Source organism: Hymenobacter lapidiphilus, assembly GCF_003417065.2.
Classification (GTDB): Bacteria; Bacteroidota; Bacteroidia; order Cytophagales; family Hymenobacteraceae; genus Hymenobacter.
Genome location: NZ_QVLT01000036.1, coordinates 1 through 23,870, shown reverse-complemented (window position 1 = coordinate 23,870; position 23,870 = coordinate 1). Strand labels below are relative to the sequence as shown.

General features: G+C 61.1%; 21 protein-coding genes and 1 pseudogene. 8 read left to right on the top strand and 14 right to left on the bottom strand.

Features of this window, described 5'->3' with window-relative positions; translation table 11 throughout:
• Nucleotides 1–60 precede the first annotated feature (60 nt).
• Nucleotides 61–1,898 (top strand): annotated as a pseudogene (gene glmS, locus D0N36_RS16465) (glutamine--fructose-6-phosphate transaminase (isomerizing)).
• A 106-nt stretch (nucleotides 1,899–2,004) separates the two neighbouring features.
• On the opposite strand, the gene D0N36_RS16460 reads toward glmS, so the two are convergent.
• Nucleotides 2,005–2,670, bottom strand: coding sequence for a 3-hydroxyacyl-CoA dehydrogenase family protein (locus tag D0N36_RS16460; protein ID WP_116942925.1), 666 nt, complete (start codon nucleotides 2,668–2,670; stop codon nucleotides 2,005–2,007).
• A gap of 67 nt (nucleotides 2,671–2,737) precedes the next feature.
• Between D0N36_RS16460 and D0N36_RS16455 the strand changes: the two genes are divergently transcribed.
• The 6 genes from D0N36_RS16455 to D0N36_RS16430 all read left to right on the top strand — a co-directional run bounded on the left by D0N36_RS16455 (nucleotide 2,738) and on the right by D0N36_RS16430 (nucleotide 7,227).
• A complete protein-coding gene (locus tag D0N36_RS16455; RefSeq protein WP_116942924.1) occupies nucleotides 2,738–3,127 on the top strand; it encodes a RidA family protein in 390 nt (129 codons plus the stop codon).
• 136 nt (nucleotides 3,128–3,263) lie between these two features.
• On the top strand, nucleotides 3,264–3,458 hold the full coding sequence (locus D0N36_RS16450; protein ID WP_116942923.1) for a hypothetical protein: 195 nt from the start codon (nucleotides 3,264–3,266) through the stop codon (nucleotides 3,456–3,458).
• Entirely contained in the window at nucleotides 3,458–4,069 is a 612-nt protein-coding gene (locus tag D0N36_RS16445) for a pentapeptide repeat-containing protein (RefSeq protein WP_116942922.1), read from the top strand. Before D0N36_RS16450 ends, D0N36_RS16445 begins: the two co-directional genes overlap by 1 nt.
• A 202-nt stretch (nucleotides 4,070–4,271) precedes the next feature.
• Nucleotides 4,272–5,804 carry a glutamate--tRNA ligase gene (gltX, locus tag D0N36_RS16440; RefSeq protein ID WP_116942921.1) on the top strand — a complete coding sequence of 511 codons (1,533 nt, stop codon included), beginning with the start codon at nucleotides 4,272–4,274 and terminating at the stop codon, nucleotides 5,802–5,804.
• 224 nt (nucleotides 5,805–6,028) lie between these two features.
• Nucleotides 6,029–6,394, top strand: coding sequence for a hypothetical protein (locus tag D0N36_RS16435; RefSeq protein WP_116942920.1), 366 nt, complete (start codon nucleotides 6,029–6,031; stop codon nucleotides 6,392–6,394).
• 62 nt (nucleotides 6,395–6,456) lie between these two features.
• A complete protein-coding gene (locus D0N36_RS16430; protein WP_116942919.1) occupies nucleotides 6,457–7,227 on the top strand; it encodes a TIGR00266 family protein in 771 nt (256 codons plus the stop codon).
• Between the two features lie 123 nt (nucleotides 7,228–7,350).
• Here the strand turns inward: D0N36_RS16430 and D0N36_RS16425 are convergent, their stop codons facing one another.
• From D0N36_RS16425 to D0N36_RS16405, 5 genes are all read right to left on the bottom strand, one after another.
• Nucleotides 7,351–7,542, bottom strand: a complete 192-nt coding sequence (locus tag D0N36_RS16425; RefSeq protein ID WP_147320949.1) for a hypothetical protein — start codon at nucleotides 7,540–7,542, stop codon at nucleotides 7,351–7,353.
• Between the two features lie 215 nt (nucleotides 7,543–7,757).
• Entirely contained in the window at nucleotides 7,758–8,234 is a 477-nt protein-coding gene (locus D0N36_RS16420) for a toxin-antitoxin system YwqK family antitoxin (RefSeq protein ID WP_147320948.1), read from the bottom strand.
• Nucleotides 8,235–8,268: 34 nt separating this feature from the next.
• Nucleotides 8,269–9,795 carry a GH3 auxin-responsive promoter family protein gene (locus tag D0N36_RS16415; RefSeq protein ID WP_116942917.1) on the bottom strand — a complete coding sequence of 509 codons (1,527 nt, stop codon included), beginning with the start codon at nucleotides 9,793–9,795 and terminating at the stop codon, nucleotides 8,269–8,271.
• A gap of 169 nt (nucleotides 9,796–9,964) precedes the next feature.
• Nucleotides 9,965–10,696: an LPS export ABC transporter ATP-binding protein gene (gene lptB / locus D0N36_RS16410; RefSeq protein ID WP_116942916.1), complete on the bottom strand. Its 732-nt coding sequence runs from the start codon at nucleotides 10,694–10,696 to the stop codon at nucleotides 9,965–9,967.
• A 162-nt stretch (nucleotides 10,697–10,858) separates the two neighbouring features.
• Entirely contained in the window at nucleotides 10,859–12,694 is a 1,836-nt protein-coding gene (locus D0N36_RS16405) for a M61 family metallopeptidase (RefSeq protein WP_116942915.1), read from the bottom strand.
• Between the two features lie 179 nt (nucleotides 12,695–12,873).
• Here D0N36_RS16405 and D0N36_RS16400 point away from each other — a divergent pair, with 179 nt between their 5' ends.
• On the top strand, nucleotides 12,874–13,233 hold the full coding sequence (locus tag D0N36_RS16400) for a DoxX family protein (RefSeq protein ID WP_116942914.1): 360 nt from the start codon (nucleotides 12,874–12,876) through the stop codon (nucleotides 13,231–13,233).
• Between the two features lie 144 nt (nucleotides 13,234–13,377).
• On the opposite strand, the gene recJ is transcribed toward D0N36_RS16400, so the two are convergent.
• The 8 genes from recJ to D0N36_RS16360 all read right to left on the bottom strand — a co-directional run.
• Nucleotides 13,378–15,108: a single-stranded-DNA-specific exonuclease RecJ gene (gene recJ, locus D0N36_RS16395; RefSeq protein ID WP_116942913.1), complete on the bottom strand. Its 1,731-nt coding sequence runs from the start codon at nucleotides 15,106–15,108 to the stop codon at nucleotides 13,378–13,380.
• A 96-nt stretch (nucleotides 15,109–15,204) separates the two neighbouring features.
• On the bottom strand, nucleotides 15,205–17,046 hold the full coding sequence (locus D0N36_RS16390) for a tetratricopeptide repeat protein (RefSeq protein WP_242478966.1): 1,842 nt from the start codon (nucleotides 17,044–17,046) through the stop codon (nucleotides 15,205–15,207).
• A gap of 312 nt (nucleotides 17,047–17,358) precedes the next feature.
• Nucleotides 17,359–19,494: a peptidylprolyl isomerase gene (locus tag D0N36_RS16385; protein ID WP_242478965.1), complete on the bottom strand. Its 2,136-nt coding sequence runs from the start codon at nucleotides 19,492–19,494 to the stop codon at nucleotides 17,359–17,361.
• 133 nt (nucleotides 19,495–19,627) lie between these two features.
• A complete protein-coding gene (locus D0N36_RS16380; protein ID WP_116942912.1) occupies nucleotides 19,628–19,915 on the bottom strand; it encodes a hypothetical protein in 288 nt (95 codons plus the stop codon).
• A 2-nt stretch (nucleotides 19,916–19,917) separates the two neighbouring features.
• Complete coding sequence (lptC, locus tag D0N36_RS16375; protein WP_116942911.1) at nucleotides 19,918–20,517, bottom strand: LPS export ABC transporter periplasmic protein LptC; 600 nt, start codon at nucleotides 20,515–20,517, stop codon at nucleotides 19,918–19,920.
• Between the two features lie 125 nt (nucleotides 20,518–20,642).
• Nucleotides 20,643–22,001, bottom strand: coding sequence for a porin family protein (locus D0N36_RS16370; protein ID WP_116942910.1), 1,359 nt, complete (start codon nucleotides 21,999–22,001; stop codon nucleotides 20,643–20,645).
• Nucleotides 21,988–22,731, bottom strand: coding sequence for a type III pantothenate kinase (locus D0N36_RS16365; RefSeq protein ID WP_116942909.1), 744 nt, complete (start codon nucleotides 22,729–22,731; stop codon nucleotides 21,988–21,990). The genes D0N36_RS16370 and D0N36_RS16365 overlap by 14 nt, the downstream gene beginning before the upstream one ends.
• 205 nt (nucleotides 22,732–22,936) lie before the next feature.
• A partial coding sequence (locus D0N36_RS16360; RefSeq protein ID WP_242478964.1) for a pseudouridine synthase occupies nucleotides 22,937–23,870 on the bottom strand: 934 nt, incomplete at its 5' end.

The window sequence follows — 23,870 nt, the reverse complement described above, 5'->3', positions numbered from 1 at the left end:
CCTACTTTTGTCCTATACTTTTTTTCTCTTCGAGCTCCGGCTCTGAACCCGTCGACTACTATGTGCGGAATTGTTGCTTACATCGGCTACCGTGAGGCCTGCCCTATTATTCTCAAAGGATTGCACCGGCTCGAATACCGGGGATACGATTCGGCAGGCGTGGCGCTGCTGAACAACGGTGAGTTGAGCGTATATAAGAAAAAGGGCAAAGTAGCCGAGCTGGAGAAATTCATTGCCGAGAAGGACACGCTCGCCAATATCGGTATGGGCCATACCCGCTGGGCCACCCACGGCGAGCCGAACGACGCGAATGCCCACCCGCACTACTCCACGTCGGAACGAATTGCCATTATCCATAACGGCATCATTGAGAACTACGCCGCTCTTAAGGAGCATTTGCAGCAGCAGGGCCACGTATTTCACTCGGACACCGATACGGAGGTATTCGTGAATCTGATTGAAGAGATTCAGAAGAAAAACCAATGTTCGCTGGAGCAGGCGGTGCGCCTAGCCCTGCACGAGGTAGTAGGTGCTTACGCTATTGTAGTACTGAGCAAGGACAACCCCGGCCAGCTGATTGCCGCCCGTAAAGGCTCGCCGCTAGTCGTGGGCATTGGGGAGAACGAGTTTTTCCTAGCCTCCGACGCTACGCCCATCATCGAGTACACGAGCGACGTGGTATATGTGAACGACTACGAGCTGGTCGTTATCAAAGATGGCGAGATGGACCTGCGCAGCCGCGAGGATGTGAAGCAGACACCGTACATTCAGAAGCTGGAACTGGAGCTGGACCGCATTGAGAAGGGTGGCTACGAGCACTTCATGCTGAAGGAGATTTTCGAGCAGCCTCGCTCCATCCTCGATTCAATGCGCGGCCGTCTGGAACTGGAAGCCGGCCACCTGAACATGGGTGGCGTGCGGGCCTACGAGCGCAAGTTTGTGAATGCCGACCGCATCCTGATTGTGGCCTGCGGCACGTCGTGGCACGCGGGTCTGGTGGCCGAGTACCTGCTCGAAGATCTGGCCCGGGTACCGGTGGAAGTGGAGTATGCCTCCGAGTTCCGCTACCGCAACCCTGTTATTACGGAGCGCGACATCGTAATTGCCATTTCGCAGAGCGGTGAAACGGCCGACACGCTGGCCGCTCTGGAGCTGGCCAAGAGCCGCGGCGCTACCATTTTCGGCATCTGCAACGTGGTGGGCTCGAGCATCGCCCGCGCCACCGACGCGGCGCTTACACCCACGCCGGCCCCGAAATTGGTGTGGCCTCGACCAAAGCCTTTACGGCCCAGGTAACAGTGCTCACGCTGTTGGCCATGATTGTGGGCCATAAGCGCGGCACGCTTACCGATACCCGCCTGCGCGAGTTGATGGTGGAGTTAGAAACCATTCCGGCCAAAGTAGAAAAGGCCTTGGAGCTCAACACCGAGATTATGCAGATTGCGGAAATCTTCAAGGATGCTACCAACTTCCTGTACCTGGGCCGGGGCTACAATTTCCCGGTGGCCCTCGAAGGCGCCCTTAAGCTCAAAGAAATCAGCTACATCCACGCCGAGGGCTACCCCGCCGCCGAGATGAAGCACGGCCCTATCGCACTCATCGATGAGAACATGCCGGTGGTGGTAATTGCTACCAAGGATAGCTCATACGAGAAGGTGGTGAGCAACATCCAGGAGGTGAAAGCCCGCAAAGGCCGCATTATTGCCGTAGTAACTGAAGGCGACACCATAATTCCGGCCATGGCCGAATTCACGATTGAAGTACCGGCTACCAGCGAGGTGCTAATGCCGCTTGTTTCGGTGGTTCCGCTGCAGTTGCTCTCTTACCACATTGCCGTGCTGCGCGGCTGCGATGTCGATCAGCCCCGCAACCTGGCCAAATCGGTAACGGTGGAGTAACGGTTTGAGCTATTAGCTTTCGTTTAACCAGATAAATTGTAAAAATTGCCGCTCCGGAAGCTTCCGGAGCGGCAATTTGCGTTCAGAACGAAGTATGGTTTTCGACCTACAGCGCAAACGATTCGCCGCGCAGGTACATAGTTTTCAGTAACGGGCAGACTTTGTAGCGCTCCTCGTGGGTATCCTGATACAGGGCTTCCAGCGTTTCGTACACCCTTTGCACACCCATGGCGTTGGCCCACTCGAAGGGTCCGTGCGGGTAGTTGGTGCCCAGCTTCATGCCCAGGTCGATATCCTGCACCGAAGCCGTGCCCTCCTGTAGCGTGTAGCAGGCCTCATTGATAATCATGCATACGATGCGCGGCGTTACCAGGCCCACGCGGTCGGCCACGAGGCGGTAATCGGTGCCCAGGCTGGTGCAGAGGGTGGCCAGCGCAGGGGCCGTGGCAGCGTCGAGCAGTGTAACTTCCAGCAGCGGCCGGTCGAGGAGCGTGGGCAGGGCGCAGAGGCCGAATACGGGGCCGAAGGGCGGCTCTTCGTCGTGGAAAAGCTGGGCCAGGCTGCGGGCGGTGGTGTCGTAGAACAGGGGCTGGCGGGGCTGCTCGTAGTGCAGCTCGGGCCAGCTGCGCAGGTCGAAGAGCACGTCGGCAGCAGCAAGCCGGGCGGACAGAGCGGGGGCGGTGGCGGGGCAGAAGTCGTACTGGTGAGCCTCGCCAAACTTGCGGCGCAGCTCGGTTTCGACGGTTTCGCCGCCCACAATAAACAGATGCATAGATTTTCGGCTTACTTTAGCCCAAAGATAGTTCTTTCGTTTACCCACCCTGTTCTCCGCCCTCCCCATGGCCCACACCGTCATTTTTTCGCCCCAAGCCCCCGCTCCAATCGGTCCCTATAGCCAGGCCATCCGGGCCGGCGGCACCGTGTACGTTTCAGGTCAGATTGCCCTCGACCCGGCTACCGGCCAGCTCGTAGGCGGCGGTGATGTAGCGGCCGAAACGCACCAGGTAATGCGCAACCTGCAGGCCGTGCTGACGGCAGCCGGCCTCTCGATGCGCCACATCGTGAAGTGCAGCATTTTTGTGCAGGACCTCGGCAACTTTGGCCTTATCAACGACATCTACGGCAGCTACTTCGATGCCGATTATGCGCCCGCCCGCGAAACCGTGGAAGTTAGCCGCCTGCCTAAAGACGTGCAGGTAGAAATTTCGTGCGTGGCCGTGGAGGGGTAAGAACCCTGTGTGTCGCGGATTTCACAGCGGAACTTGACATACGGGGGGGGAACCGATGCGCTCCGGACGCCCGCGCCACAGGCTACCTGCTACTTTACCATCCAACAGAGAGGCGTCTACCTTCCTTCTTTACCTTATGCGCGAGCTGGGCATCTTTTTATTCTGTGCGGGGCTGGTGGCTATGGTGGCGCCTTTGCTGCTGCCGGCCAACTTCCGGTTTCCGCTTCTTGATTGGATTTACATCTGGGGCCCAACGGTAGCCTGGGCCATCAAGGGCGGCGCGGTGCTGCTGGGGTTGGGCCTGTGGCTGGGTTTCCGAAACCGCGAATAATGCGCCGACCCAGTACCCGCAAGCCAGCCAAAGCCCTAACCCGGCCCGACTACTTTCCAACCGAAAACGTGCTCAACCGGGCCCTGCCCCCGGCGCTGGTGGGCCAGCGCGAGTTCGAGCAGTTTCATTTTATCGGTTTCGATTTAAGCCAGGCTGATTTGACTGGCCGGCGGTTCACCGACTGCCGATTTGAGAACTGTAATCTGGCCGGGGCCTCGCTGGCCAGCACCAGTTTGCAAAACGTGGCGTTCGATGGCTGTAAGCTGCTGGGCCTGCAGTTCAACGCCTGCCGCGACCTTCTGTTTGGGGTGCATTTCGACCGCTGCCTGCTCGACTACGCCGTTTTCGGAGGAAAACTGATGGCCAATACCCGCTTCGAAGGCTGCTCGCTACGGGAAGTCGATTTCGCCCGCACCAACCTAACCAACGCCGTATTTGCCAACTGCGACCTGCCAGACGCCGTGTTCGAGAACACGAAGCTGGCCGGCGCCGACTTCCGCACTGCCCGCCAACTCCAGCTCGACCCCGCGCTCAACGAAGTAAAAGGCGCCCGCTTCGCCCTCGAAAGCCTACCGGGGCTGCTGACGAAGTTTGGGTTGGTAGTGGAGTGAGGTGCAAGCGCCTGTCATTCCGACGAAGCAGGAGTCAGGATTAACGTTAGCAAACGATTCCGCTCAACGAATTTACCCGGATTCCTCTCTCCAATTGATGCGCGGAATGTCGGAATGACAGTTCTTTCATCATTTCTCCATCTCACCTTTCGTACCTTTGCGGCGCGGTTTCTCAACCTGAATAAAGCCGCGCAACGAACGTATGGAAAGAGAAGTACGGGTGCGTTTTGCGCCCAGCCCCACCGGACCGCTGCATATCGGCGGCGTGCGCACTGCGCTTTACAACTACCTGCTAGCCCGTAAGCTGGGCGGTAAGATGCTATTACGCATCGAAGACACCGACCAGAACCGCTTTGTGCCCGGCGCCGAGCAGTACATTATGGACGCGCTGCACTGGTGCGGCATCGAAATTGACGAGGGCATTGAGCAGGGCGGACCCCACGCGCCGTACCGCCAGAGCGAGCGGAAGCCCATGTACCGCCAGTACGCCGACCAGCTCATCAAGGATGGTTTCGCCTATTACGCCTTCGATACGCCCGAGGACCTGGATGCCATGCGTGCGCGCCTGACGGCCGCCAAGGTGCCCAACCCGCAGTACAACAGCATCACGCGGGCCCAGATGCGCAACTCGCTCACGCTGCCGGCCGAAGAAACCGAGCAGCTGCTGGCCGCCGGCACGCCCTACGTTATCCGCCTGAAAGTGCCCCGCAAGGAGGAAGTGCGCTTCCAGGACCTGATTCGGGGCTGGGTGGTGGTGCATTCATCGGCCATTGATGACAAGGTGCTGATGAAGTCCGACGGCATGCCGACCTACCACCTGGCCAACATCGTGGATGACCATCTGATGGAAATCACGCACGTTATCCGGGGTGAGGAGTGGCTGCCCTCGGCGCCACTGCACGTGCTGCTGTACCGTTATTTGGGTTGGGAAAGCACCATGCCGCAGTTCGCCCACCTGCCGCTGCTGCTCAAGCCCGACGGCACCGGCAAGCTCAGCAAGCGCGACGGCGACAAGCTCGGTTTTCCGGTGTTCCCGCTCGAATTCCACGGCACCGACGCCGAGGGCCAGCCCACCGTGAGCAGCGGCTACCGCGAGGCGGGCTACCTGCCCGAGGCGTTCATCAACTTCCTGGCCTTTCTGGGCTGGAATCCCGGCACGCCCCAGGAGCTGTTTACCATGGACGAGCTGATTGAGAACTTCTCGATTGAGCGCGTGAGCAAGTCGCCGGCCCGCTTCGACCAGAACAAGGTGCGCTGGTACAACGAGCAGTACCTGCGCGCCAAACCCGACGCCGAGCTGGCTCAGTACCTCATCGACGACCTGCAGCAGCAGGGCCGTGAAGTGTCGGCCGACAAAGCCACTCAGATTGCCGCCCTAGTGAAGGAGCGCGCCACCTTCCCGGCCGATTTGGCCAAGGAGGCGCAGCTGTTTTTCGAGCGGCCCACTAGCTACGACGAGCAGGTTATCAGCAAAAAGTGGAACGCGCCGGTAGCCGCCGCGCTGGCCGAATTTGCCACCCAACTGCCCGCTGCCGCTGCCGCTTCGCCCGACGAGATTAAGGCGCTGCTGACGCAGGTAGTGGAAGGCCAGGGCCTGAAAATCGGGCAGGTGCTGCAGAGCTTGCGCGTGGCCGTAACCGGGGCCGCCGCCGGCCCCGACCTGATGCACATCATGCACATTCTGGGCCCGCAGGAAACCGCCGAGCGGATTCAGGCGGCTGTAGCGGCCCTATAACTAGCTGTTAGCTTTCGTTCTGCTATCAAGTACGTGGGGCGTTTGCTTATGGCCCAGCCACTCAGCATCTCCGGTTTGCTAATAGCTAAAAGCCCGCCCGACAAATCGTCGGGCGGGCTTTTAGCTATTAGCCGCGGCCATATCCTTCGTATGCGGGGCTGCGTACCTACAGGGCGCGGGCTTTGGGCCGGCGCACATCTGTTGTACCTCCAGCGCCCCGCATCATGGCCAAGAAACCCGCCAAGTCGAAAAGTAAAAGTGAAGAGCCCGAAAAGAAAGCCCGGGTGCATAAGGAGCTGGAAGGCTTCGAAATCAAGGTGAACCCGCTGGGTGAAATCACCTCCAACTACTCCATCGAGGACATCAATACGTTCCTCAACCGCCACGTGCGCGACAAGAAACTGGTAAACCGCGACGGGGCTTTCGGCGAGAAGGAGGAGGAAGACGACCTACCAATCGAAGAAGTGGAGGAGTCGGAGGAGGATTTTGTACGCCGCAGCAGCACCGAGGCCAAGAGCAAAAAGCCCAAAGCCGACGCGAAGGGCAAGGAAGTAGATGAGGACGAGGTAACCGAGGAAGAGGACGAGTAGACTCGCCGTTTATTCATCTTTCGCTATACTTGAGCTTCTTTCCGCCACACACTCAACGCCCTATGCAGTCTCACGAAATCGACTACAAAATCCTCGGCAACGACATTCAGGTGCTCGAAGTAGAGCTTGACCCCAACGAGACGGTAATTGCCGAAGCTGGGGCCATGGTGTACATGAGCGAAGCTATTGCCTTCGAAACCAAGATGGGCGACGGCTCGGAAGTAAACCAGGGCCTGATGGGCAAGTTGTTTTCGGCCGGCACGCGGCTGCTCACGGGCGAGTCGTTGTTCATGACGCACTTCACCCACCGCGGTGGTTCGGGCAAGGCCCAGGTGGCCTTCTCGGCCCCCTACCCCGGCACCATCATCGCGCTCGATTTACGGGACTTGCCCCAGGGCCTTATTGTGCAGAAGGACGGCTTTCTGGCCGCCGCCCGGGGCACCAAAATCAGCCTGCATCTCAACTCCAAGCTGGGCGCGGGCTTTTTTGGGGGTGAAGGCTTTATTCTGCAGAAGATAACCGGCGACGGCAAGGCCTTCGTGCACGCCGGCGGGACCATCATCGAGAAGCGCCTCAACAACGAGCTGCTGCGCGTTGATACGGGTTGCGTAGTGGCCTTCGAGCCGGGCATCGACTTCAGCATTGCTCGCGCCGGCGGCCTCAAATCCATGATTTTTGGGGGTGAGGGATTGATGCTGGCTACGCTTCGCGGTACCGGCCGGGTATGGCTGCAATCGATGCCCGTGAAGAAGCTTATTCAGGCCCTGGCCCCGGCTGGTGGCAATGCCAGCAAAGAAAGCGGTGGCCTGCTCGGCGGCCTGTTCAACGAATAGAACCCGACGCCCGCTGCTGATTATTTTCCGGGCAGCAACAGGGCTGGGACGCAATGCATTGCGTCCCGGCCCTGTTTTTTTGGCTGATTTAAACGACTTTCTACAGTCCTTGCGGAGACCAAATCAGCCCGCCATACTGAACGCAATAATACCAAGGCTCACCAGTAATGCCGCCACGATTACGCCCAGAAAACCGGCAGTAACGTGTTTGGCGCGGGTCTGGGCCTTCTTCTCCGCTTCCAGACGGACATAGCCGCTGGTACGCCGCCGCCGCCGGCTTGAGGAAGAAGCAGTAGGAATAGTAGCAGTGGACATACGTGGGAATTTAGGTTGGGATTCAGGTCAGGACGAAACGAAATATATGTTTTTATCCGCTTATAATGCAAAGCTGGCCACCTCAAAATTCCCAGACCAATCAGCGGCAGCGGACCCTAACTTACGTACTACAGTGCGCTAACAGATTTCCCGGTCCGGCGGCAGACGTAGCATGTACCGGCGCAATATCCTATTCTGCCAGTGTGTACCTCAGTTCAGGGGCCGGGTGGCACCAGTGGCACGCCGGTTCGGATGCCATTCACATAGAATTCCGACGGTAACGGGAGGCCCGCTTCATCGTAGCAGCGCCACTCGCCAAACCAGAAAAACCGTTCGGTGGCGGCCGTAGACAGGTAGCGGGCCTTACCCCGCTTGGCTACCTGTCCGTTAGGATGGTACACGGCCAGCGTAATAAGGCCGGCGGGGCGACGATGGAAACGCTCGGTGCGTTCGGGTAGGCCGGTAGCGCCGAAGTAGCGCCAGCGTCCTACCTCGCGGCCATGCCGGTAGCGGCCCTTATTGAGCAGGTGCTGCTGTTGCGCATCGAGATAGACGCGCCAAGGACCATGCCGCAGCTCCTGCTGGTTGAAACGGTTGCGTGACCAGAAGCCAATAGGTGCCCGGGCGCAGCCGCTGAGCGCAATAAAGGTCATGCTCAGCAGCTGCCAGCACAGCAAGGAAGTAAGACGCATAGCAGGAGGAAAATAATCCTGCCGGTAGTTACAACTAATTATTTAGTTGTAAAAGGATTTCGTCGAGTAACTCCCGTGAATTGCTTAGCCGGGGCACTTTGTGCTGGCCACCGAGCTTGCCCCGGCTGGCCAGCCAGCGCCCAAAGGTACCGGCCGGGGCCACCGTGAGCGTGGGCGGCGTGAGGGCCAGGTCGCGGTGGCGCTTGGCGTCGTAGTCGGAGTTGAGCTGGCGCAGCGTATCGTCGAGCACGGCTGTGAAGTGGGCGCAGTCGGCGGGCGGGCGGGTGAACTCGATGAGCCACTGGTGGCTGCCGCGCGAGTTGCCCGGCCCCTCGGCGAAGTAGATGGGGGCGGCCGTGTAGTCGCCGACGGTGGTGTTGGTGGCCCGGCAGGCGGCGGCCAGGGCAGCGTCGGCGTGCTCAATCACCACTTCTTCGCCAAAGGCATTGAGGAAGTGCTTGGTGCGCCCGCAGATGCGGATGCGGTAGGGCGCCAGGCTGGTGAAACGCACCGTGTCGCCGATTTTGTAGCGCCACAGGCCAGCATTGGTACTGATGAGCAGCGCGTAGGTGCGGCCCAGCTCCACCTCCTCCAGCCCGATGGCCTGGGGCTCAGGCTCCTCCCACTGGCTCTGTGGCAGAAATTCGTAGTAGATGCCGTGGTTGAGCAGCAGCAGCAGGTCTTCGGAGTCGGGTTCATCCTGCAGGGCCAGGTAGCCCTCGGAAGCGTTGTAGACTTCGAGGTAGTGCATTTTAGAGCTGGGAATGAGCTGGCGAAACAGCTCACGATAGGGCCCGAAAGCCACTGCGCCGTGCAGAAACAAACCCAACCGGGGCCAGACAGCGTGCAAATCGTCGGTGCCGGCCAGCTCCCGCACCCGGCGCAATAGCACGATTATCCAAGTGGGCACACCAGCCAGCACCCGCACATCGGCCGTTAGTACGTGGCGGGCAATGCGCTCAATCTTCTCCTCCCACTCATCCAGCAAGGCCAGCTCCAGCGGCGGGGTACGGATGAACTCGGCCCAGGCGGGCAGGTTCTGCATAATCACGGCCGACACGTCACCGGCCCGCGAATCGGAAGCAGCAGGACGGAGCGGGTTGGGGCCGTGGGTACCGCCCAACGACAGGGTTTTACCGCTCAGAAAATCATGGTCGGGGTAATGTAAGGTGGCCAGGGCCGTCATGTCGCGGCCGGCGCGGTAGTGACCCTCGTGCAGAGACTCGCGCGTCATGGGGATGTACTTGCTGCGGGCGTTGGTAGTGCCGCTGCTCTTGGCAAACCACTGTACCCGACCGGGCCAGAGCACGTCGGACTCGCCCAGCAACACCCGCTCCAGCTGCGGGTACAGTTCCTCGTAGCTGCTCACGGGCACCCGCTGGGCAAACTCGCGGGCCGAAGGCACATCAGCGTAGCCGTAGCGGCGGCCCCAGTCGGTACCGCGGGCCGTGCGCAGCAGTTCCTGGCGCAGCTGCTGCTGCACCTCGTGCGGGTGGCGACGGAAATGCTCGATGCTGGCCAGCCGGCGCTGCACGGCCCAGGTCAGAACGGTGCCAATCATTGTGTAGAGCTTTGTGCTTAGTTGATAGAGCTTAGTTAATAGTAATCAGCGGTCAGTAAAGAACGTCATTCAGAGCGGAGCGAAGAATCTCGCGTGTTGTCGTTGTCCGGTTGTCATCCAACGACTGCACGCGAGATTCTTCGCTTCGCTCTGAATGACGTTCGGCCAATCAAACCTTCCGCTTCAGCTCGAAATGCTTGCCCAGGTATACGCGGCGCACCATTTCATCGGCGGCCAGCTCTTCGGCAGTGCCGGCTTTCAGCAGCTTGCCTTCGAACAGCAGGTAAGCGCGGTCGACGATGCTCAGGGTTTCTTGCACGTTGTGGTCGGTGATGAGAATACCGATGTTCTTGTGCTTGAGCTTGGACACGATACCCTGGATTTCCTCCACCGCAATCGGGTCGACGCCGGCAAAGGGCTCGTCGAGCAGCACAAACTTGGGGTCGACGGCCAGGGCGCGGGCAATTTCGGTGCGCCGCCGCTCGCCGCCGCTCAGTACCCGACCCAGGTTTTTGCGCACGTGGGTCAGGCTGAACTCGTTGAGCAGCTCCTCCACCTTGTCGCGCTGGGCCTGCTTGGTCATATCCGTCATCTGGAGTACCGACAGCACGTTTTCTTCCACCGTCAGGTCGCGGAAGACGGAGGCCTCCTGGGCCAGGTAGCCGATGCCGAGACGGGCGCGCTGATAAATGGGCAGCTTGGTGATGTCGCGGTCGTCGAGAAACACCTTGCCCGAGTTCGGCTTCACCATGCCCACCGTCATGTAGAACGAGGTGGTTTTGCCCGCCCCATTCGGCCCGAGCAGCCCCACAATCTCGCCCTGCTCCACGTGCAGGCTCATGTCGTTGACAACAGTACGGGCCTTGTACTTCTTTACCAGGTGTTCAGCGCGAAGAACCATGAAGAGGGAAATGTTGGTAAATGAACGTCATGCTGAGCGCAGCGGAGCGGAGTCGAAGCATCTCTACTGCAAGGCTAACGCTGTTATTTGAATTTACCATTGCGGTAGAGATGCTTCGCTTCGCTCAGCATGACGCCGTTTTGGTTGGTTTGACATCCTCCCCTACCCTTTCAGCAGTGCGTTCTGGAGCTGCTGCTGGGCCGGTGTGGCCGTCGGTACGGTTTCGACCAGGTTTTTCACCTCCACCTCGAATTCGCGGGGCACGGCTTCGCGTTCCTGCACCGGGCCTTTGCCCTGCCGGAACTTGAGGCGCACGGCGGCGGCCGTGGCGGGCTCCACCAAGGGCCGCAGAAGCTGCTCAGCGTTCTGCATAGTCAGCGCCTTACCGTCCACGGCCACGATTACGTCGCCCTCGGCCAGGCCAAAGGCGTTCTGGTCGGCCTGAGTTTGGGCGGCCCGGAACTGGTCCAGGCTCTGGTCGTAGGCAAAACCGAGCTTGCCAAAGGCCTTAATGCGCGTTTGGGCTGTGGGTTGGTAGGTCCAGCCCATCTTGCCGAAATACTCGGCCAGCGGCAGCGGCTCGGCCCCCTGCACGTAGCGGCGGAAGAAGGTGCCGATTTCGGGGTTGGTGAGGGCCACGATTTCGGGGATGAGGGCGTCGTCGTCGAACGAGCGGGTGGGGCCGTACTTCTCGCGCAGGGCCAGTAGCACGTCGCGCAGGGTCTGGCGGCCCTGGCTCAGCTCCCGCAGCCGGATATCGAGCAGCAAGCCCAGCAGCGCGCCTTTATTGTACACGTTTTCATACATGTCCTGGTAAGGCGGCTCCAGAATCCGGCGGCTCATGTCGGTAAACGACACGTTGGCGTAGGTGTCAGCCTTGTCGATTTTGCCCTTCATGCGCGCCTGAAACTCGGCCGGCGAAATCAGACCGGCCTGCACCTGCACCTGCTGGGCCACGTACTCGGTTACGCCCTCATACAGCCACAGGTGCTGCGACATTTTGGGGCTCCGGAAGTCGAAGTCGCCGATTTCGCGCGAGTGGATGTTGAGCGGGGCCAGCATGTGCAGAAACTCGTGCGAGGCTACCTCCAGCACCATGCTCTGCAGCCGGGCCGGGTCGGGTATTTCGGGCAGAAAGTAGAGCGAGGAGTAGCTGTGCTCCATGGCGCCGTAGCCGCCCTTCTCGCTGCTGAGCGGCGAATCGAGGCTGGGGAAGTAGAACAGAAACTGGTAGCGCGGCACCGGCATCCTGCCAAAATACTTGGTCAGCGCCTCCGACATAGGCCGCAGCATCCGGCTGATGTCGGCCGCCTTCACGGCCCCGGTTTCCGATAGCACGGCCACCGAAATACGGGCCCCGCCAGTGCTGAAGCTGGCCGTATCGGGGCGGGCATAGAGCACAGGGCCGTCAGCCAGCGTCACGTAGTCGGGAGCCGTGAGCACGTCGAGGGTCGGCGACTCGCGGCGCACAGGCAGCGCGGTGGCGCCGTACAGGTCGGCCGGCTTCTCAACGGTTACCTCATAGGGCTGTAGCTTGTGGCCTTCGAAGTAGCCGTAGAAACCGTAGTGGTTGAGCGTGAAGTTGCGGCCGGCGTCGATGTTGGTGCCGCCGGGCTGGAAGATGAACTGGTCGTCCTGCTTGGCATCCCAGGTGTCATCCACCAGGTATTCGAGGCGGGCCAGCTGGCGGGCGTTGCTGATGACGAACAGGTTAGGTCCGTCGTTTTTCACCTTCAGGGCCTTGCCATTCTTATCGAAGGCCTTAAAACTCGTTATAAAGCGGCCGTAGTCCTTCTTGGAGTACGAGCCGGGTACCACCGCGGGCATCACGTAGGTAGCCTGCTCCTCCTGAATAACGGGCGTCTGAATGACCACTTTCACCCGGTCGTTGACCACGCGGGCGAAATCGAGATTTACACGGTAGCCGGCGGGCTGCTGGGCCAGGGCCCCCACGGCCGCCGCCAGATTCAGCCCGAGGGCCAGCGGAAGAAATTTCATGCAATACGTGCGAGTAGAATAGCAGGCTAACGCCCTCACGAAGGTACGTAGTGTATGTTTGCCTTTGATTGATTTCACGCAGTGTCTCGGGGTGGATGACGCAGTGTTTCGCAGTGAACGACCACCCCGAACCACTGCGTCATCCCCCCCGAGACACTGCGTGAAACACGCTCTTGCTTATGAATCTAAAAGAAACCGGCCGCCTGTTGCTGGCCCTGTTTTTCCTCACCGCTGGACTCATGCACTTTCTGCGGCCCGATGGGTTCCTGCGCATTGTGCCACCCTACTTGCCCAACCCGCTGCTGCTGGTGCAGCTCAGCGGCGCCGCCGAAATAGCCGGGGCGCTGGGCCTATTGGTACCCGCTACCCGCCGCTGGGCCGCCTGGGGCCTCATGGCACTACTTGTCGCCGTGTTTCCGGCCAACGTGTACATGCTGCAAAGCCACGGCCCATGCTTGGCCGTGCCCGAATGGGCCCTCTGGTTGCGCCTGCCGCTACAGCTGGTGCTTATCGCCTGGGTATGGTGGGTACGGCGGTGAATTTGTTTGTCATCCTGAGCATGTTGCGCTTTGAGCAAGGACGAAGGACCTATATCGGAGGTAATGTCCTCTCTGCAGGTCCTTCGTCCTTGCTCAAAGCGCAACATGCTCAGGATGACAAACGGTTTTGCTCTGCCCTCTCCCCTACTCCTCCCAGCGAATATCCTTCAGCTTGAGCTGCAACGATTTCACGCCGCGGTACTCGTTGATTTCCACGTTGTAGCAGACGCTGAATGGCTCGCCCTGGCGGATGCGCTCAAAATGGTCGCCCATGCCGAAGCCAATGGCTTCAAGGCGGTGGCGGCCGCCGTCTTGAGTGAGGGCAATTTTGAGGTGGGAGTTGCCCACGATGCGCGCCGAATCAGGGGCGGCGGTTACGTTCTCGGAGGCAAAAACCGGGTTGGCGTTACCGGGGCCGAAGGGCTCCATCTGGCTCAGCAGCTTGTAGAACGAGGTCGTAATGTCGCGTAGCGCAATCGTGCAGTCGATATTGACGGGCGGAATGAGCTGCTCAGGAAGGATGCGGTCAGCCACAATGCGCTCGAACTTCTGCTGGAAAGCAGCCACGTTTTCGAGCGGCAGCGTGAGGCCCGCGGCGTACATGTGGCCCCCGAACTGGTCGAGCAGCTCGGCGCATTCCTCAATGGCCTGGTGCACATCGAAGCCCACCACCGAGCGGGCCGAGCCAGTGGCCTTACCGTTGCTTTCGGTGAGGATAACGGTGGGCCGGTAGTACTTATCGATGCAGCGCGAGGCCACGATGCCCACCACGCCCTTGTGCCAGTCGGGCTTGAAGAGCACGGTGCTGCTGGCTTCCCGGAGCACGTCGTCATCGTCAATCATGGCCAGCGCTTCCTTCGTAATGCTGGTATCGACGCCCCGGCGCTCCTGGTTGGTTTTGTCGACTACGCCGGCCTTTTCCTTGGCCTGCTCGGCGCTATCGGCTAATAGCATGGCCACGGCGCGCTTGGCGTCGCCCATGCGGCCGGCGGCGTTGATGCGGGGCGAGAAGCCGAATACCAGGCTGGTGATGTTCAACTCGGTTTCGCGCAGGCCGGCCAGCTCGCGTAGGGCCTCGAAGCCCGGCCGCTGGGCGCGGGCGCGGTCGTTCAGCAGGCGCAGGCCGTGGAAGGCCAGCGTGCGGTTCTCGCCGTAGATGGGCACGATGTCGGCGGCAATGCTCACGGCTACCAGGTCCAGCAGCTCATAGAGGTCGTCTTCGGGCAGGCCCTGGTGTTCGGTGAAAGCCTGCATCAGCTTGAAGCCCACGCCGCAGCCGCACAGCTCCTTGAACGGGTAGTCGCAGTCGGCGCGCTTGGGGTCGAGCACGGCCACGGCAGCCGGCAGCTCGGCTCCCGGCAGGTGGTGGTCGCAGATGATGAAGTCCACGCCCCGCTCGTTGGCGTAGGCCACCTTGTCCACCGATTTCACCCCGCAGTCGAGGGCAATGATGAGCTGGAAACCCTCGGCCTTGGCGAAATCAATACCCGCCTCCGACACACCGTAACCCTCTTTGTAACGGTCGGGAATATAGTAGTCGATGCGCCCGGGACCGAAGAGGCGGCGCAGGTAGCTGTACACCAGCGCCACCGAGGTCGTGCCGTCCACGTCGTAGTCGCCGTACACCAGCACCCGCTCGCCGCCGTGCAGCGCCTGCACGAGCCGGGCCACGGCGCGGTCCATGTCGCGCATCAGCAGCGGGTCGTGGAGCTGGCCCAGATCGGGCCGGAAGTAGGCGCGGGCCAGCTCAAAGGTGCCGATTTCGCGCTGGCACAGCAGCCGCACAATGGCCTCGTTCACGCGCAGCGCCTGGGTTAGCTGCGCTACCTGCGCCGCCTCGGGCGCCGGCTTACGAATCCATCGTTTTTGTAGCATCGTTGAAGCAGGTATCAAACAGTCCGTGAAAACAGGCCTTCTTCAAAAGTACCCAAACGGCTACAGATTAGCACGAATTCTATCGGATTCGTGGTCTTACAGCGCATCGCCACGCAGCTGGCGGAAGCGTTTGCGGGCCTCGGCCACGTAGATGCTGCCGGGGTACTTGGTAATGAGCTGCTGGTAGAGTTGCTGGGCCTTCTCGCGTTCCTGGAGGTTTTCCTGCTGAATGCTGGCCGCCAGAAAAAGGGCGTCGTCGCTGAGCACATCGTATTTCGGGTTGGTGGTGATGCGCTCCAGGGTGGTGAGGGCTCCGGTGTAGTCGCTGGTGCGGCGCAGCAGCTGGGCTTTCAGGTACCAGGCTTCATCCTGCAGGGCGTGGCCAGGGTATTTTACCAGTAATCCATCGAGGCCGCGCATGGCTTCGGGCAGCTTATTCTGGAACACGAGCTGCTCGACGGCAGCATAGTCGCGCAGGGCTACGCCGGCCGTGTCTTGGGCCGTATTGTCGGTGATGAGCAGGCTGAGCTGCATGGCATCGTTGGCAATTTCGCGGGTGGTGGCCTGCTTGAGAATATCGAGGTGCGACTTGGCCAGCTTGAAGTCGCCGGCGAAGTAGCTGAGGCGGGCGTTGCGCAGCTTGGCGTCATAGCCCAGCGGCGTGTCCTTGTGCGATTTTTCCACCTGCGAATACAGCAGCGTGGCCTCCCAGGGCTCGGCCCGCAGCAGGTAGATGTCGGCCAGGTCTATTTTAGCCTGATCTACCACGTCGATGCTGACGCGGGGCAGGGCAATTACCTCCTCCAGCAGCTTCATGGCCGGCGCCTGCTCGCCAAGCTGGAAGGCCAGCAGCGCAGCCATGCTCCGCAGCACGGGGGCCGTTTCGGGCGTGCGGCCCAGGTCGGTGAGCACCTGCTCGTACTCTTTCAGCAGGCCCCGCAGCTGGGTTTGGTTTACCGGATACGTGTTGCGCACCTGGTCTTCACGGGTCTGCACGAGGCGCTGGCGGGCCAGGGCATAGAATGGCTGGCCGACGTACTCGCGGGTGATGTATTCGAAGCCACCGATGGCGCTTTCGTAGTCTTTGTTGCGGCGGGCAATTTCGGCCACTTCCAGCACCCGGCGGCCTTGGGTGTGGCCCCGCCGGTCGAGGGCCTTGGCCTGCACCAGGGCCCCGGTAAAGTCGCGGCGCTGCACCTGCAGCCACAGCAGCAGCTCGCTGTACACGGCGCGGTCGGGGTTGCGCTGCACCTGCGTCAGCAGCTCCTTTTCGAGGGTGGCAAAGGCGGCTTCGTCCTGCAGATTGTTCTGAAGCATATTGCGCACGAAGGGCAATTGCTGCTCGTCGTCGCGCACCAGGCGCAGGGTTTCTACCAGCACTTTATCGGTCTGGCCCTGCTGGGTATAGAGGCCGATGAGCTGGGGCGCGTACTCGGTTTCGTTGCCGGCCAGCTGCCGCCCGCGCAGGTAGGTGCGGGTAGTCCAGGCGAGTAGGTTGGCCTGCTGAAAGCTGGCGGCCACCGGCACCACCTGCTCGGAACTGAGCAGCTGTACCACCCGCTCCCATTGCTTGGCGGCGGCCGTCGAGTCGCCGGCGTCGGCGGCTACCAGGCCCAGCGTAACGCCCAGCGTCTGATCTTGGGGGCGCTGCTTCATGGCGCGCTTCACCAGCTTCTCAGCGTCTTTGGTGCGGCGCAGCCCTTGTAGGGCGGCCAGGTAGTCGGGTAGCACGTTGGGGGCCGTCTGCTCGTCGGTGCGCAGGCGGCCGAACAAGTAGGCAGCCTTCTCGTGCTCGCCCTTGCGCTCATACTCGCGGGCCAGCTGAATGCTGCCGTCCTGAGGGGCCTGGGCCTGAGCGGCCGGGGCGGCCACTGCCAGCAGCGCCAGCAGGCCGGCGCCGCGTACTATTCCACGCATTCCACGCAACGGGTTTTTCATGCAGAGCTAACGAGTTGAAGCCGCCGGAAAGTGCCGGAGGTAGGAGATGTAGCGCGAAGCTCCAGCTTCGCGGGTCGTTGCTGACTGCCACACCATCTGTATTCGTTCAATGCGGCGCGAAGCTGGAGCTTCGCGCCGCATTGAACGGTCCTTTTTGTATTGGTCCTACTCAAGATAAGACTTCGCTAACCAAAGAAGGACCTTACCCCGTTAGTCCGGTCGTAGAAACGAGCCGTTTTCGCGTGGTAAGGTCCTTCGCAAGTTCAGGACGAGGGCTGCATTTAAGCGTCGACCTGAGCTCCGGGCAAGCCTTTAAAAGAATTTGGCGCGGTTGTCTTTTACGTCGGCGTTCTGCTTGAGGGCTTCAAAGATGAGCCCGTCGATACGGGCCGCGCGCTGGGTCGTCAGCTGCTGGCGGGCGGCGGCTACGTCGGTGGTAGGAGGTGCGGGCTGCATGCTGGTGGGCTCTACCACAAACACGCCCTGCTCGCCGGCAATCGGGGCCGACTTCTGACCCGCTTTCAGGCCGAAAGCACGACCCACGGCGGTCGGCTCGCTGCCGACACCCGCAATCATACCCTGACCCAATACCACGTTATCGGCGGTTTTTACCTGGGCGGCAGGGCCATAGGCCTGGGCCATCTGCTCGAGCGTGCCTTTGGAGGCACTCAGCTTCTGCTTGATTTGCTCAGCCTTCAACTCGTTGCGCACTAAGGCGGTGATTTCGGGCTTGATGCTGGCCAGGTCGGCCGTACCCTTGCTCCGCTCGCCGGTCAGCACGGCCACCACGTAAGTATCGCCGATTTCGAACACGCGCGATACGTCGCCGACCTTCTTGGCGCCGGCACCTTCTGAGTCGTCGGCACCGTAGGCCCAGCGCACCAGGGGCCGGGCATCCTGCAGGTTGTTTACGGCTTGGTCGCCGCGGCCCAGGTTTTTGGCTTCGGCTTTCTGCAGGCTCTTATCGGCGGCTACGGCCTTGCGGAACGACTCCAGGTCGATCGACCGGCCTTTCAGCTCCTGCGCCTTGTTGTAGGCCGCGTCGCGGGTGCCTTCGGTGGGCTGAATGCTTTTCTGCACGGTGGCTACGCGGTAGGTCTGCTTGGTAGGCGCGGCCGTTACCTTGATGATGTGGTAGCCGAACGAGGTCTTCACGAGGTTGGGTAGCAGGCCGAGCGAAGAAGCGCCGAACACGGCCTTCTCGAACTCGGGTACCATGCGGCCCTGCTGGAACCAGCCCAGGTCGCCGCCGGTGGCGGTAGTACCGTCCGAACCGTACTGGCGGGCCATGGCGGCGAAATCGGCGCCGCCTTTAATTTTGCCGAGCACCTCCGTGGCCTTCGCCTTGGCGGCAGCATCCGCTTCGGGCGTGGTGCCTTCGCTCTTGATGAGGATGTGGCTGGCGCGGGCGGCCGACTGGTCGCCGGTTTTCTGGCCCGTTACCTTATAGAGCGAGTAAGTGCCGTTCTCGGTGTAGGGGCCGTACACTTTGCCTTCCTGCAGCGGCAGTTGCGCGCGCAGCTTCTCGGGCATGTCGGCAGCCGTGAGGTAGGCCGGGGCAACGGGGTTGTCGGAGTTGAGCTTTACGAATACCGAGTCGGCGGGAGCGGCAGCGAACTGAGTAGCCAGCTCATTCACCGTTTTGCCGATTTCGGTGCTGTCTTCCACCGAAGCCGTAACCGGAATGGATACGTACTCGATGCTGCGGCCGTCCTCTACCTTGAAGCGGCCCTGGTTTTTGTCGATGTAGGCCTGCAGCTGCTCATCGGTTACTTTCACGCTCGAATCGGAGAGGGCGAAGTAGGGCACGAACAGGTAACGCAGGTTCATCTGCGCCTGCAGACCCTCGTTGAAGCGCTTGGCCTCGGCCGAAGTCACGTATGTACTCATTTTGAGCATGTTGGTGTACTTCTGACCCAGACGCTCGGGGCGCAGGTTCTGCTCAAAATTCGTGAAAATGGCCTGAGCCTGGGGGTCTTTATCGAGATTGCGCAGGTAGTTCTGCAACTTCACGCGGTCAAACTGGCCCGTCGAGTCGGTGAAAGCCTGGCGGATGCTGGGGTGCAGATTATTAGGGTTGTTGCCCTGCACCATTTCATAAATTTCGTCGTCCGAAACAGTGAGGCCCAGCTTCTCGAACTGCTTCTGGAAGGCAATGCGGTAGAGCATCTGGTTCCAGGCCTGCTCGCGCAGGTAGCCCATGGCCTGCTCGTCGGGCTGGCGGCCCTGCTGCTGAATGAAGGCCTGCTTGGCCTGTTCCAGCGTGGCATTGAATTCGTCGTAGTCGATTTCCTGCCCCGCAATTTCACCCACCGAGCGGTCGGAGCGGCCAAAGAAGCTGTTCTGCCCCGTAAACAGGTCGCCGCCCACCATAAACAGAAGCAGGCCGATGACGATAGCGCCAACTGCCCAGCCCGATTTTTCGCGGATTGTATTAATTAATGCCATGAACTTGAAAAAAAGCGCGGGTAGAAAATGGTGAATGAGGCGCAAAATAACCAAAAATGCCGGTCATTTGGTACATTCTCTGTCAGATAGGTAAAGGGCAATGCGCTGGCCGGGCGCAATGGGCCCCGGGCTGCTATTTCCGCTTCTTGGGCTTACCGGCTGCTTTACCGGGTTTGCGGGTTGCTTTCCTGATTTCGACCTTCCGGGCATCTTCGGCCCGCAGGTCGGCTTCCTTCTGGCGCTGGCGCCGATACCGCAGCCAGATGACGCAGCCAAAGGCTATCATATACAGCCAGTAGTTTTCGTAAAGTCCGTCGAGGCCGCCGGTAGCCAGCGTACGGTAGGAGGCCACCACGAACGTGAACACGCCGACAACCAGCAGTATGGTCTGGCTAATGCCAGGGTCCCAGAATCGTTTCATGGCTACGGAGCGGTATCAGTGGGTGGAGTGGCGGGAGCAGCCACCGGGGCACACTCCTGCACGGTAAACACGCCAGTAGGGTCCAGGATTTTGTAAAGCGAAAAGTCTTGGTTGGCCGTCAGGCCCCGGCCGGTGAGCACCTCGGTGGGCGTCGTTACCTTGATTTCGGTTTCGGGCTTGGTGTAGATGCTGGCCTTATTCTGGTCGTAGAAGGCTTCCTCGGAGTTCATACGCTGCTGCTTCGGCACGTTGGTCACGCGCACGTCGCCGCGCATGGAGTACAGGCTTTGGTTGCGTTGGTAGCGGCCGTACTTTCCAGTGATAGTATTCACCACCGTTTTACCCTCCTCGTCCATAAAGGTGAGTTGCACACCCTCGGGGTATAGCCGGTCGCCCGACTCAAAGCTCTGCTCCAGGGGGGCCGTCAGGCGCACGCGCAGCCGGGCCGAGTCGCTGACGAGCATGAGCACGTTGCGGGTTTCGATGGTGGGGCCCTGGTAGTCGATGACTTTAGCTGGGGCCTCATCGGCTTTGTGGCAGCCGGCGCTTAGCAGCACCGGCCCCATCAGTAGCCACCCTGCCATCCATTTTCCTGACTTCATATCTGGTGGTTGGAGCAGGGATTAAAAACACATCCTTGATGCCAGAAGACGCGCGTGCGGGGCTGAAAGAAGACGGTGTGCTGCTCGCTCACCCCGCTGTTTACTCTCCTGCCTGCTTGTTCTGGTTACTCAATCCGGCGCTTGATGAACCAGCGGTTGTTAAGCGTCACGCCCAGCTGCATCCGGATGTAGCTTTCCTGCACATTACGCTCGTTGCTGCCATCGGCCTGCACGAGCACATCAGTGTTGCCGCGCCGCCCATAGGTGAAGCCCAGGCTGACGGTGGTGGCATCGAGGGCCGAAGCCGAGGGCAGCGGCAGGGCAAAGCCCCAGCTCACGGCCCGGTCGAGCAGCACGTTACCACCGGGGCGGTACGGCAGCTGGGCCACGCTCAGGCCGGTACGGTAGGTAATGCGCTTGAAATAGTTGTCGACCGACGTGGGATCGGGCGTAAACTCGCCGCCCACCGACCCGCGGTAGGTGTCGCTGAGGGCAATGTTAGCCAGGCCGCCCTCCTGGCCGAACGACCGGAACTGCGACCATTGCTGCATGCTGCCGTCAAGGTTCAGGCTCCAGTTGCGGTTGTTGTCGAAACTGACGCCCAGCTGCGTTAGAGCGGGTACCCGGGCTTTACCTTTTTCGCCACTACTGAGCACAGTGGCATTAATCAGGGCCCCGTCAGCATCCTCGCGCAGAATGTTGCGGCTCCGGTCGCCGTTGAGGCTGCTACGGAAGCTGTACACCCCACCCACGTTGTAGTTGAGCTTGTCATTGAGCTTTCCGCGGTAGTGCAGCCCCGAGCGGAAGGCGAAATCGGTGTAGCGCACCTGCTGCTCATAAATAGAGCGGCTGGCCAGCGCCAGTGGCAGGGTGGCGGTGCCTACGCGGGTGCTGGCCTGCTGATTGATGCTGCCAAACACATAAGCCGCCGATACGCCCAGCACCAGGTTTTTGCGCACCCGCACCGCGTGACTCATGTAGGCCTCGGCCAAGCCACCGTCACCTCTGTACTGGCGCTCCAGTTGGGCATCCTGGTCGTTGGCCACGCCATTATCCACTGTCTTCGACTCGTAGTCGACCGTGCTGTAGGGCTTGAGGCCAATGGCCCCGGCCCAGCTGCGGCTGATGGGAACCGCCAGGGCTATATAGCCCAGCGTGCCGGTACCGGTGCGCTGGCTGCTTACATTGTTGCGCAGCGTTTTGAACTGACCGGTGTAGCCGGCTTCAAACGTAGTACGGTTGGTGTAATACAGCAGCGCCGGGTTCAGCTCGTTGACGTTGGTTCCGTTCGGAGCCGCCACGCCTGTGCCGCCCATACCCATTTGCCGTACGCCACCCAGGTTCTGGCTGGCGTCGCCCAGCCCCAGGCGCGAATAAGGCGAGTTGCCCAGGCCCTGACCCTGGCCCAGCGCCCCCGGCGTGGCAGCCAGCAGGCCCAGCAGCGAAAAACCGCCGGCCAGACCAGCAAAATTAAGTTGCGACATGATGTACTAAAATTCGGTGGAGCCCAATTAAAACCAGCTCCGGAACAACAAAGATAGGTCCTTTCAGGCGGGCACGAAAAAATGGTGCGTCGCCGCCGGCCAGTACCACGGCCAGCTTGGGGTAACGGGCGGCGTAGGCGGCCAGCAAGCCGGCCACTTCGGCAGCAGCCCCGTTCAATACGCCGCTGCGAATGGCGCTTTCGGTATCGGTGCCGGTCAGGGCTACCTCATCGGTAGCATTGACCGGCGGGGCCACCAGCGGCAGCCGACCGGTAAACGCGTGCAGTGCCTTAAACCGCATGGCCAGCCCCGGCGCAATGCTGCCGCCCCGGAACACCTGCCCACCTTCCACCACATCAAACTTGATGGCCGTACCAGCATCCACAATCACCACATCACGCCCCGGCAGCAGCCAGGCCGCCCCCACGGCCGCCGCCAGCCGGTCGGCCCCCAGGGTGTGGGGAGTGGCGTAGGCGTTGGCGAGGGGCAGCGGCGTGGTGGCAGGCACAAACTCCAGCACGCGGCCTAGTACCAGCGCCCGCAGCTCGGCGGCCCAAACGGCCGTTGGCTCGGCCACCGATGCCACCACTACGTGCTCGGGCTGCAGGCGCAGCACGGCTTCCCGTACCTGCGCCGGCGTCTGGCCACTGGCCCATTCCAGCAGCTCATCCCGCTCAAAGCAGCCGTATTTCACGGCCGTATTGCCAATATCGAGAGCGAGCGTGCGCAATGGGAGAAGTGAGGAGCTAGTAGCTGGAAGTCAAAAGTAGCCAGAAGCCGAAAGAACGTCATTCAGAGCAGCGAAGAACCGCACCCGGGGCCGTTGGTGTGTCGTTGCCACGGCCCCGAGCGAGATTCTTCGCTTCGCTCTGAATGACGTTCTTCCTAGCAGTCGACAACCCCGGGAGCCGGTTTACAGCCCCAAGGTTGCCTGCTTACATGAAATACTTGAGGCGGATAACTTCCTTCTCGTTGAGGAAGCGCCACTTGCCGCGGGGCAGGTCCTTCTTGGTGAGGCCGGCATACTGCACCCGGTCCAGCGCTACCACGTCGTAGCCCAGGTGCTCGAAAATGCGGCGCACGATGCGGTTACGGCCAATATGAATTTCCACGCCCACAAAGTGGGGGTTGCCGGCTACCACGGCCACGTCGTCCACCTCCGCCTTGCCGTCTTCCAGCTCCACGCCGGCCGCAATCTGGCGCAGGTCTTCTTCCGTCAGGGGCTTGTCGAGCTCCACCTGATAGATTTTCTTGTTGCGGTGCGAGGGGTGCGAAAGTTTCTGGGCCACTTCGCCGTCGTTGGTGAACAGCAGCAGGCCGGTGGTATTGCGGTCGAGGCGGCCTACCGGGAACACGCGCTCCTTCGAGGCGCTCTTGATGAGCTCCATTACCGTGCGGCGGCCTTCGGGGTCGTCGGTGGTGGTGAGGAAGTCTTTGGGCTTGTTGAGCAGCAGGTACACCTGCTTTTCGCGGCTCAGGTTGGTTTTGCCATACTGCACCGTGTCGGAGGGCTGCACCTGGTAGCCCATTTCCGTCACTACTTCCCCGTTCACCTTTATTTCGCCGGCGGCAATCAGCGCGTCGGCGTCGCGGCGCGAGCAGATGCCGGCGTTGGCGATGTAGCGGTTGAGACGCGTCGTGCCTTCGGCGGATTCCTCCTCCTCTTCGCGGCGGCGCTTGTTGCCCCGGGTTTTGTCTTCCTCGTAGTGGCGCAGGTTCTTGTAATCGGGCGCTTCGCCGGTTACTTCGCCACGCTTGCGCTTGCCGGCCTGGTTAGAGTCGGCGGCGGCGGCCGGCGCATCGGGGCGGCCTGGGCGCTCGTCGTAGGCACGCCGGGGCCGCTCCTCACGGGGCGCACGTCGCTCGTCG

Coding starts and splice junctions, on each gene's coding strand:
- D0N36_RS16400 (WP_116942914.1), top strand. CDS start 12,874: ATGAATCTAAAAGAAACCGGCCGCCTGTTGCTGGCCCTGTTTTTCCTC.
- D0N36_RS16430 (WP_116942919.1), top strand. CDS start 6,457: ATGCAGTCTCACGAAATCGACTACAAAATCCTCGGCAACGACATTCAG.
- lptB (WP_116942916.1), bottom strand. CDS start 10,696: ATGGTTCTTCGCGCTGAACACCTGGTAAAGAAGTACAAGGCCCGTACT.
- D0N36_RS16405 (WP_116942915.1), bottom strand. CDS start 12,694: ATGAAATTTCTTCCGCTGGCCCTCGGGCTGAATCTGGCGGCGGCCGTG.
- D0N36_RS16385 (WP_242478965.1), bottom strand. CDS start 19,494: ATGGCATTAATTAATACAATCCGCGAAAAATCGGGCTGGGCAGTTGGC.
- D0N36_RS16380 (WP_116942912.1), bottom strand. CDS start 19,915: ATGAAACGATTCTGGGACCCTGGCATTAGCCAGACCATACTGCTGGTT.
- D0N36_RS16445 (WP_116942922.1), top strand. CDS start 3,458: ATGCGCCGACCCAGTACCCGCAAGCCAGCCAAAGCCCTAACCCGGCCC.
- D0N36_RS16435 (WP_116942920.1), top strand. CDS start 6,029: ATGGCCAAGAAACCCGCCAAGTCGAAAAGTAAAAGTGAAGAGCCCGAA.
- gltX (WP_116942921.1), top strand. CDS start 4,272: ATGGAAAGAGAAGTACGGGTGCGTTTTGCGCCCAGCCCCACCGGACCG.
- D0N36_RS16455 (WP_116942924.1), top strand. CDS start 2,738: ATGGCCCACACCGTCATTTTTTCGCCCCAAGCCCCCGCTCCAATCGGT.
- lptC (WP_116942911.1), bottom strand. CDS start 20,517: ATGAAGTCAGGAAAATGGATGGCAGGGTGGCTACTGATGGGGCCGGTG.
- D0N36_RS16415 (WP_116942917.1), bottom strand. CDS start 9,795: ATGATTGGCACCGTTCTGACCTGGGCCGTGCAGCGCCGGCTGGCCAGC.
- D0N36_RS16425 (WP_147320949.1), bottom strand. CDS start 7,542: ATGTCCACTGCTACTATTCCTACTGCTTCTTCCTCAAGCCGGCGGCGG.
- D0N36_RS16450 (WP_116942923.1), top strand. CDS start 3,264: ATGCGCGAGCTGGGCATCTTTTTATTCTGTGCGGGGCTGGTGGCTATG.
- D0N36_RS16420 (WP_147320948.1), bottom strand. CDS start 8,234: ATGCGTCTTACTTCCTTGCTGTGCTGGCAGCTGCTGAGCATGACCTTT.
- recJ (WP_116942913.1), bottom strand. CDS start 15,108: ATGCTACAAAAACGATGGATTCGTAAGCCGGCGCCCGAGGCGGCGCAG.
- D0N36_RS16370 (WP_116942910.1), bottom strand. CDS start 22,001: ATGTCGCAACTTAATTTTGCTGGTCTGGCCGGCGGTTTTTCGCTGCTG.
- D0N36_RS16390 (WP_242478966.1), bottom strand. CDS start 17,046: ATGAAAAACCCGTTGCGTGGAATGCGTGGAATAGTACGCGGCGCCGGC.
- D0N36_RS16460 (WP_116942925.1), bottom strand. CDS start 2,670: ATGCATCTGTTTATTGTGGGCGGCGAAACCGTCGAAACCGAGCTGCGC.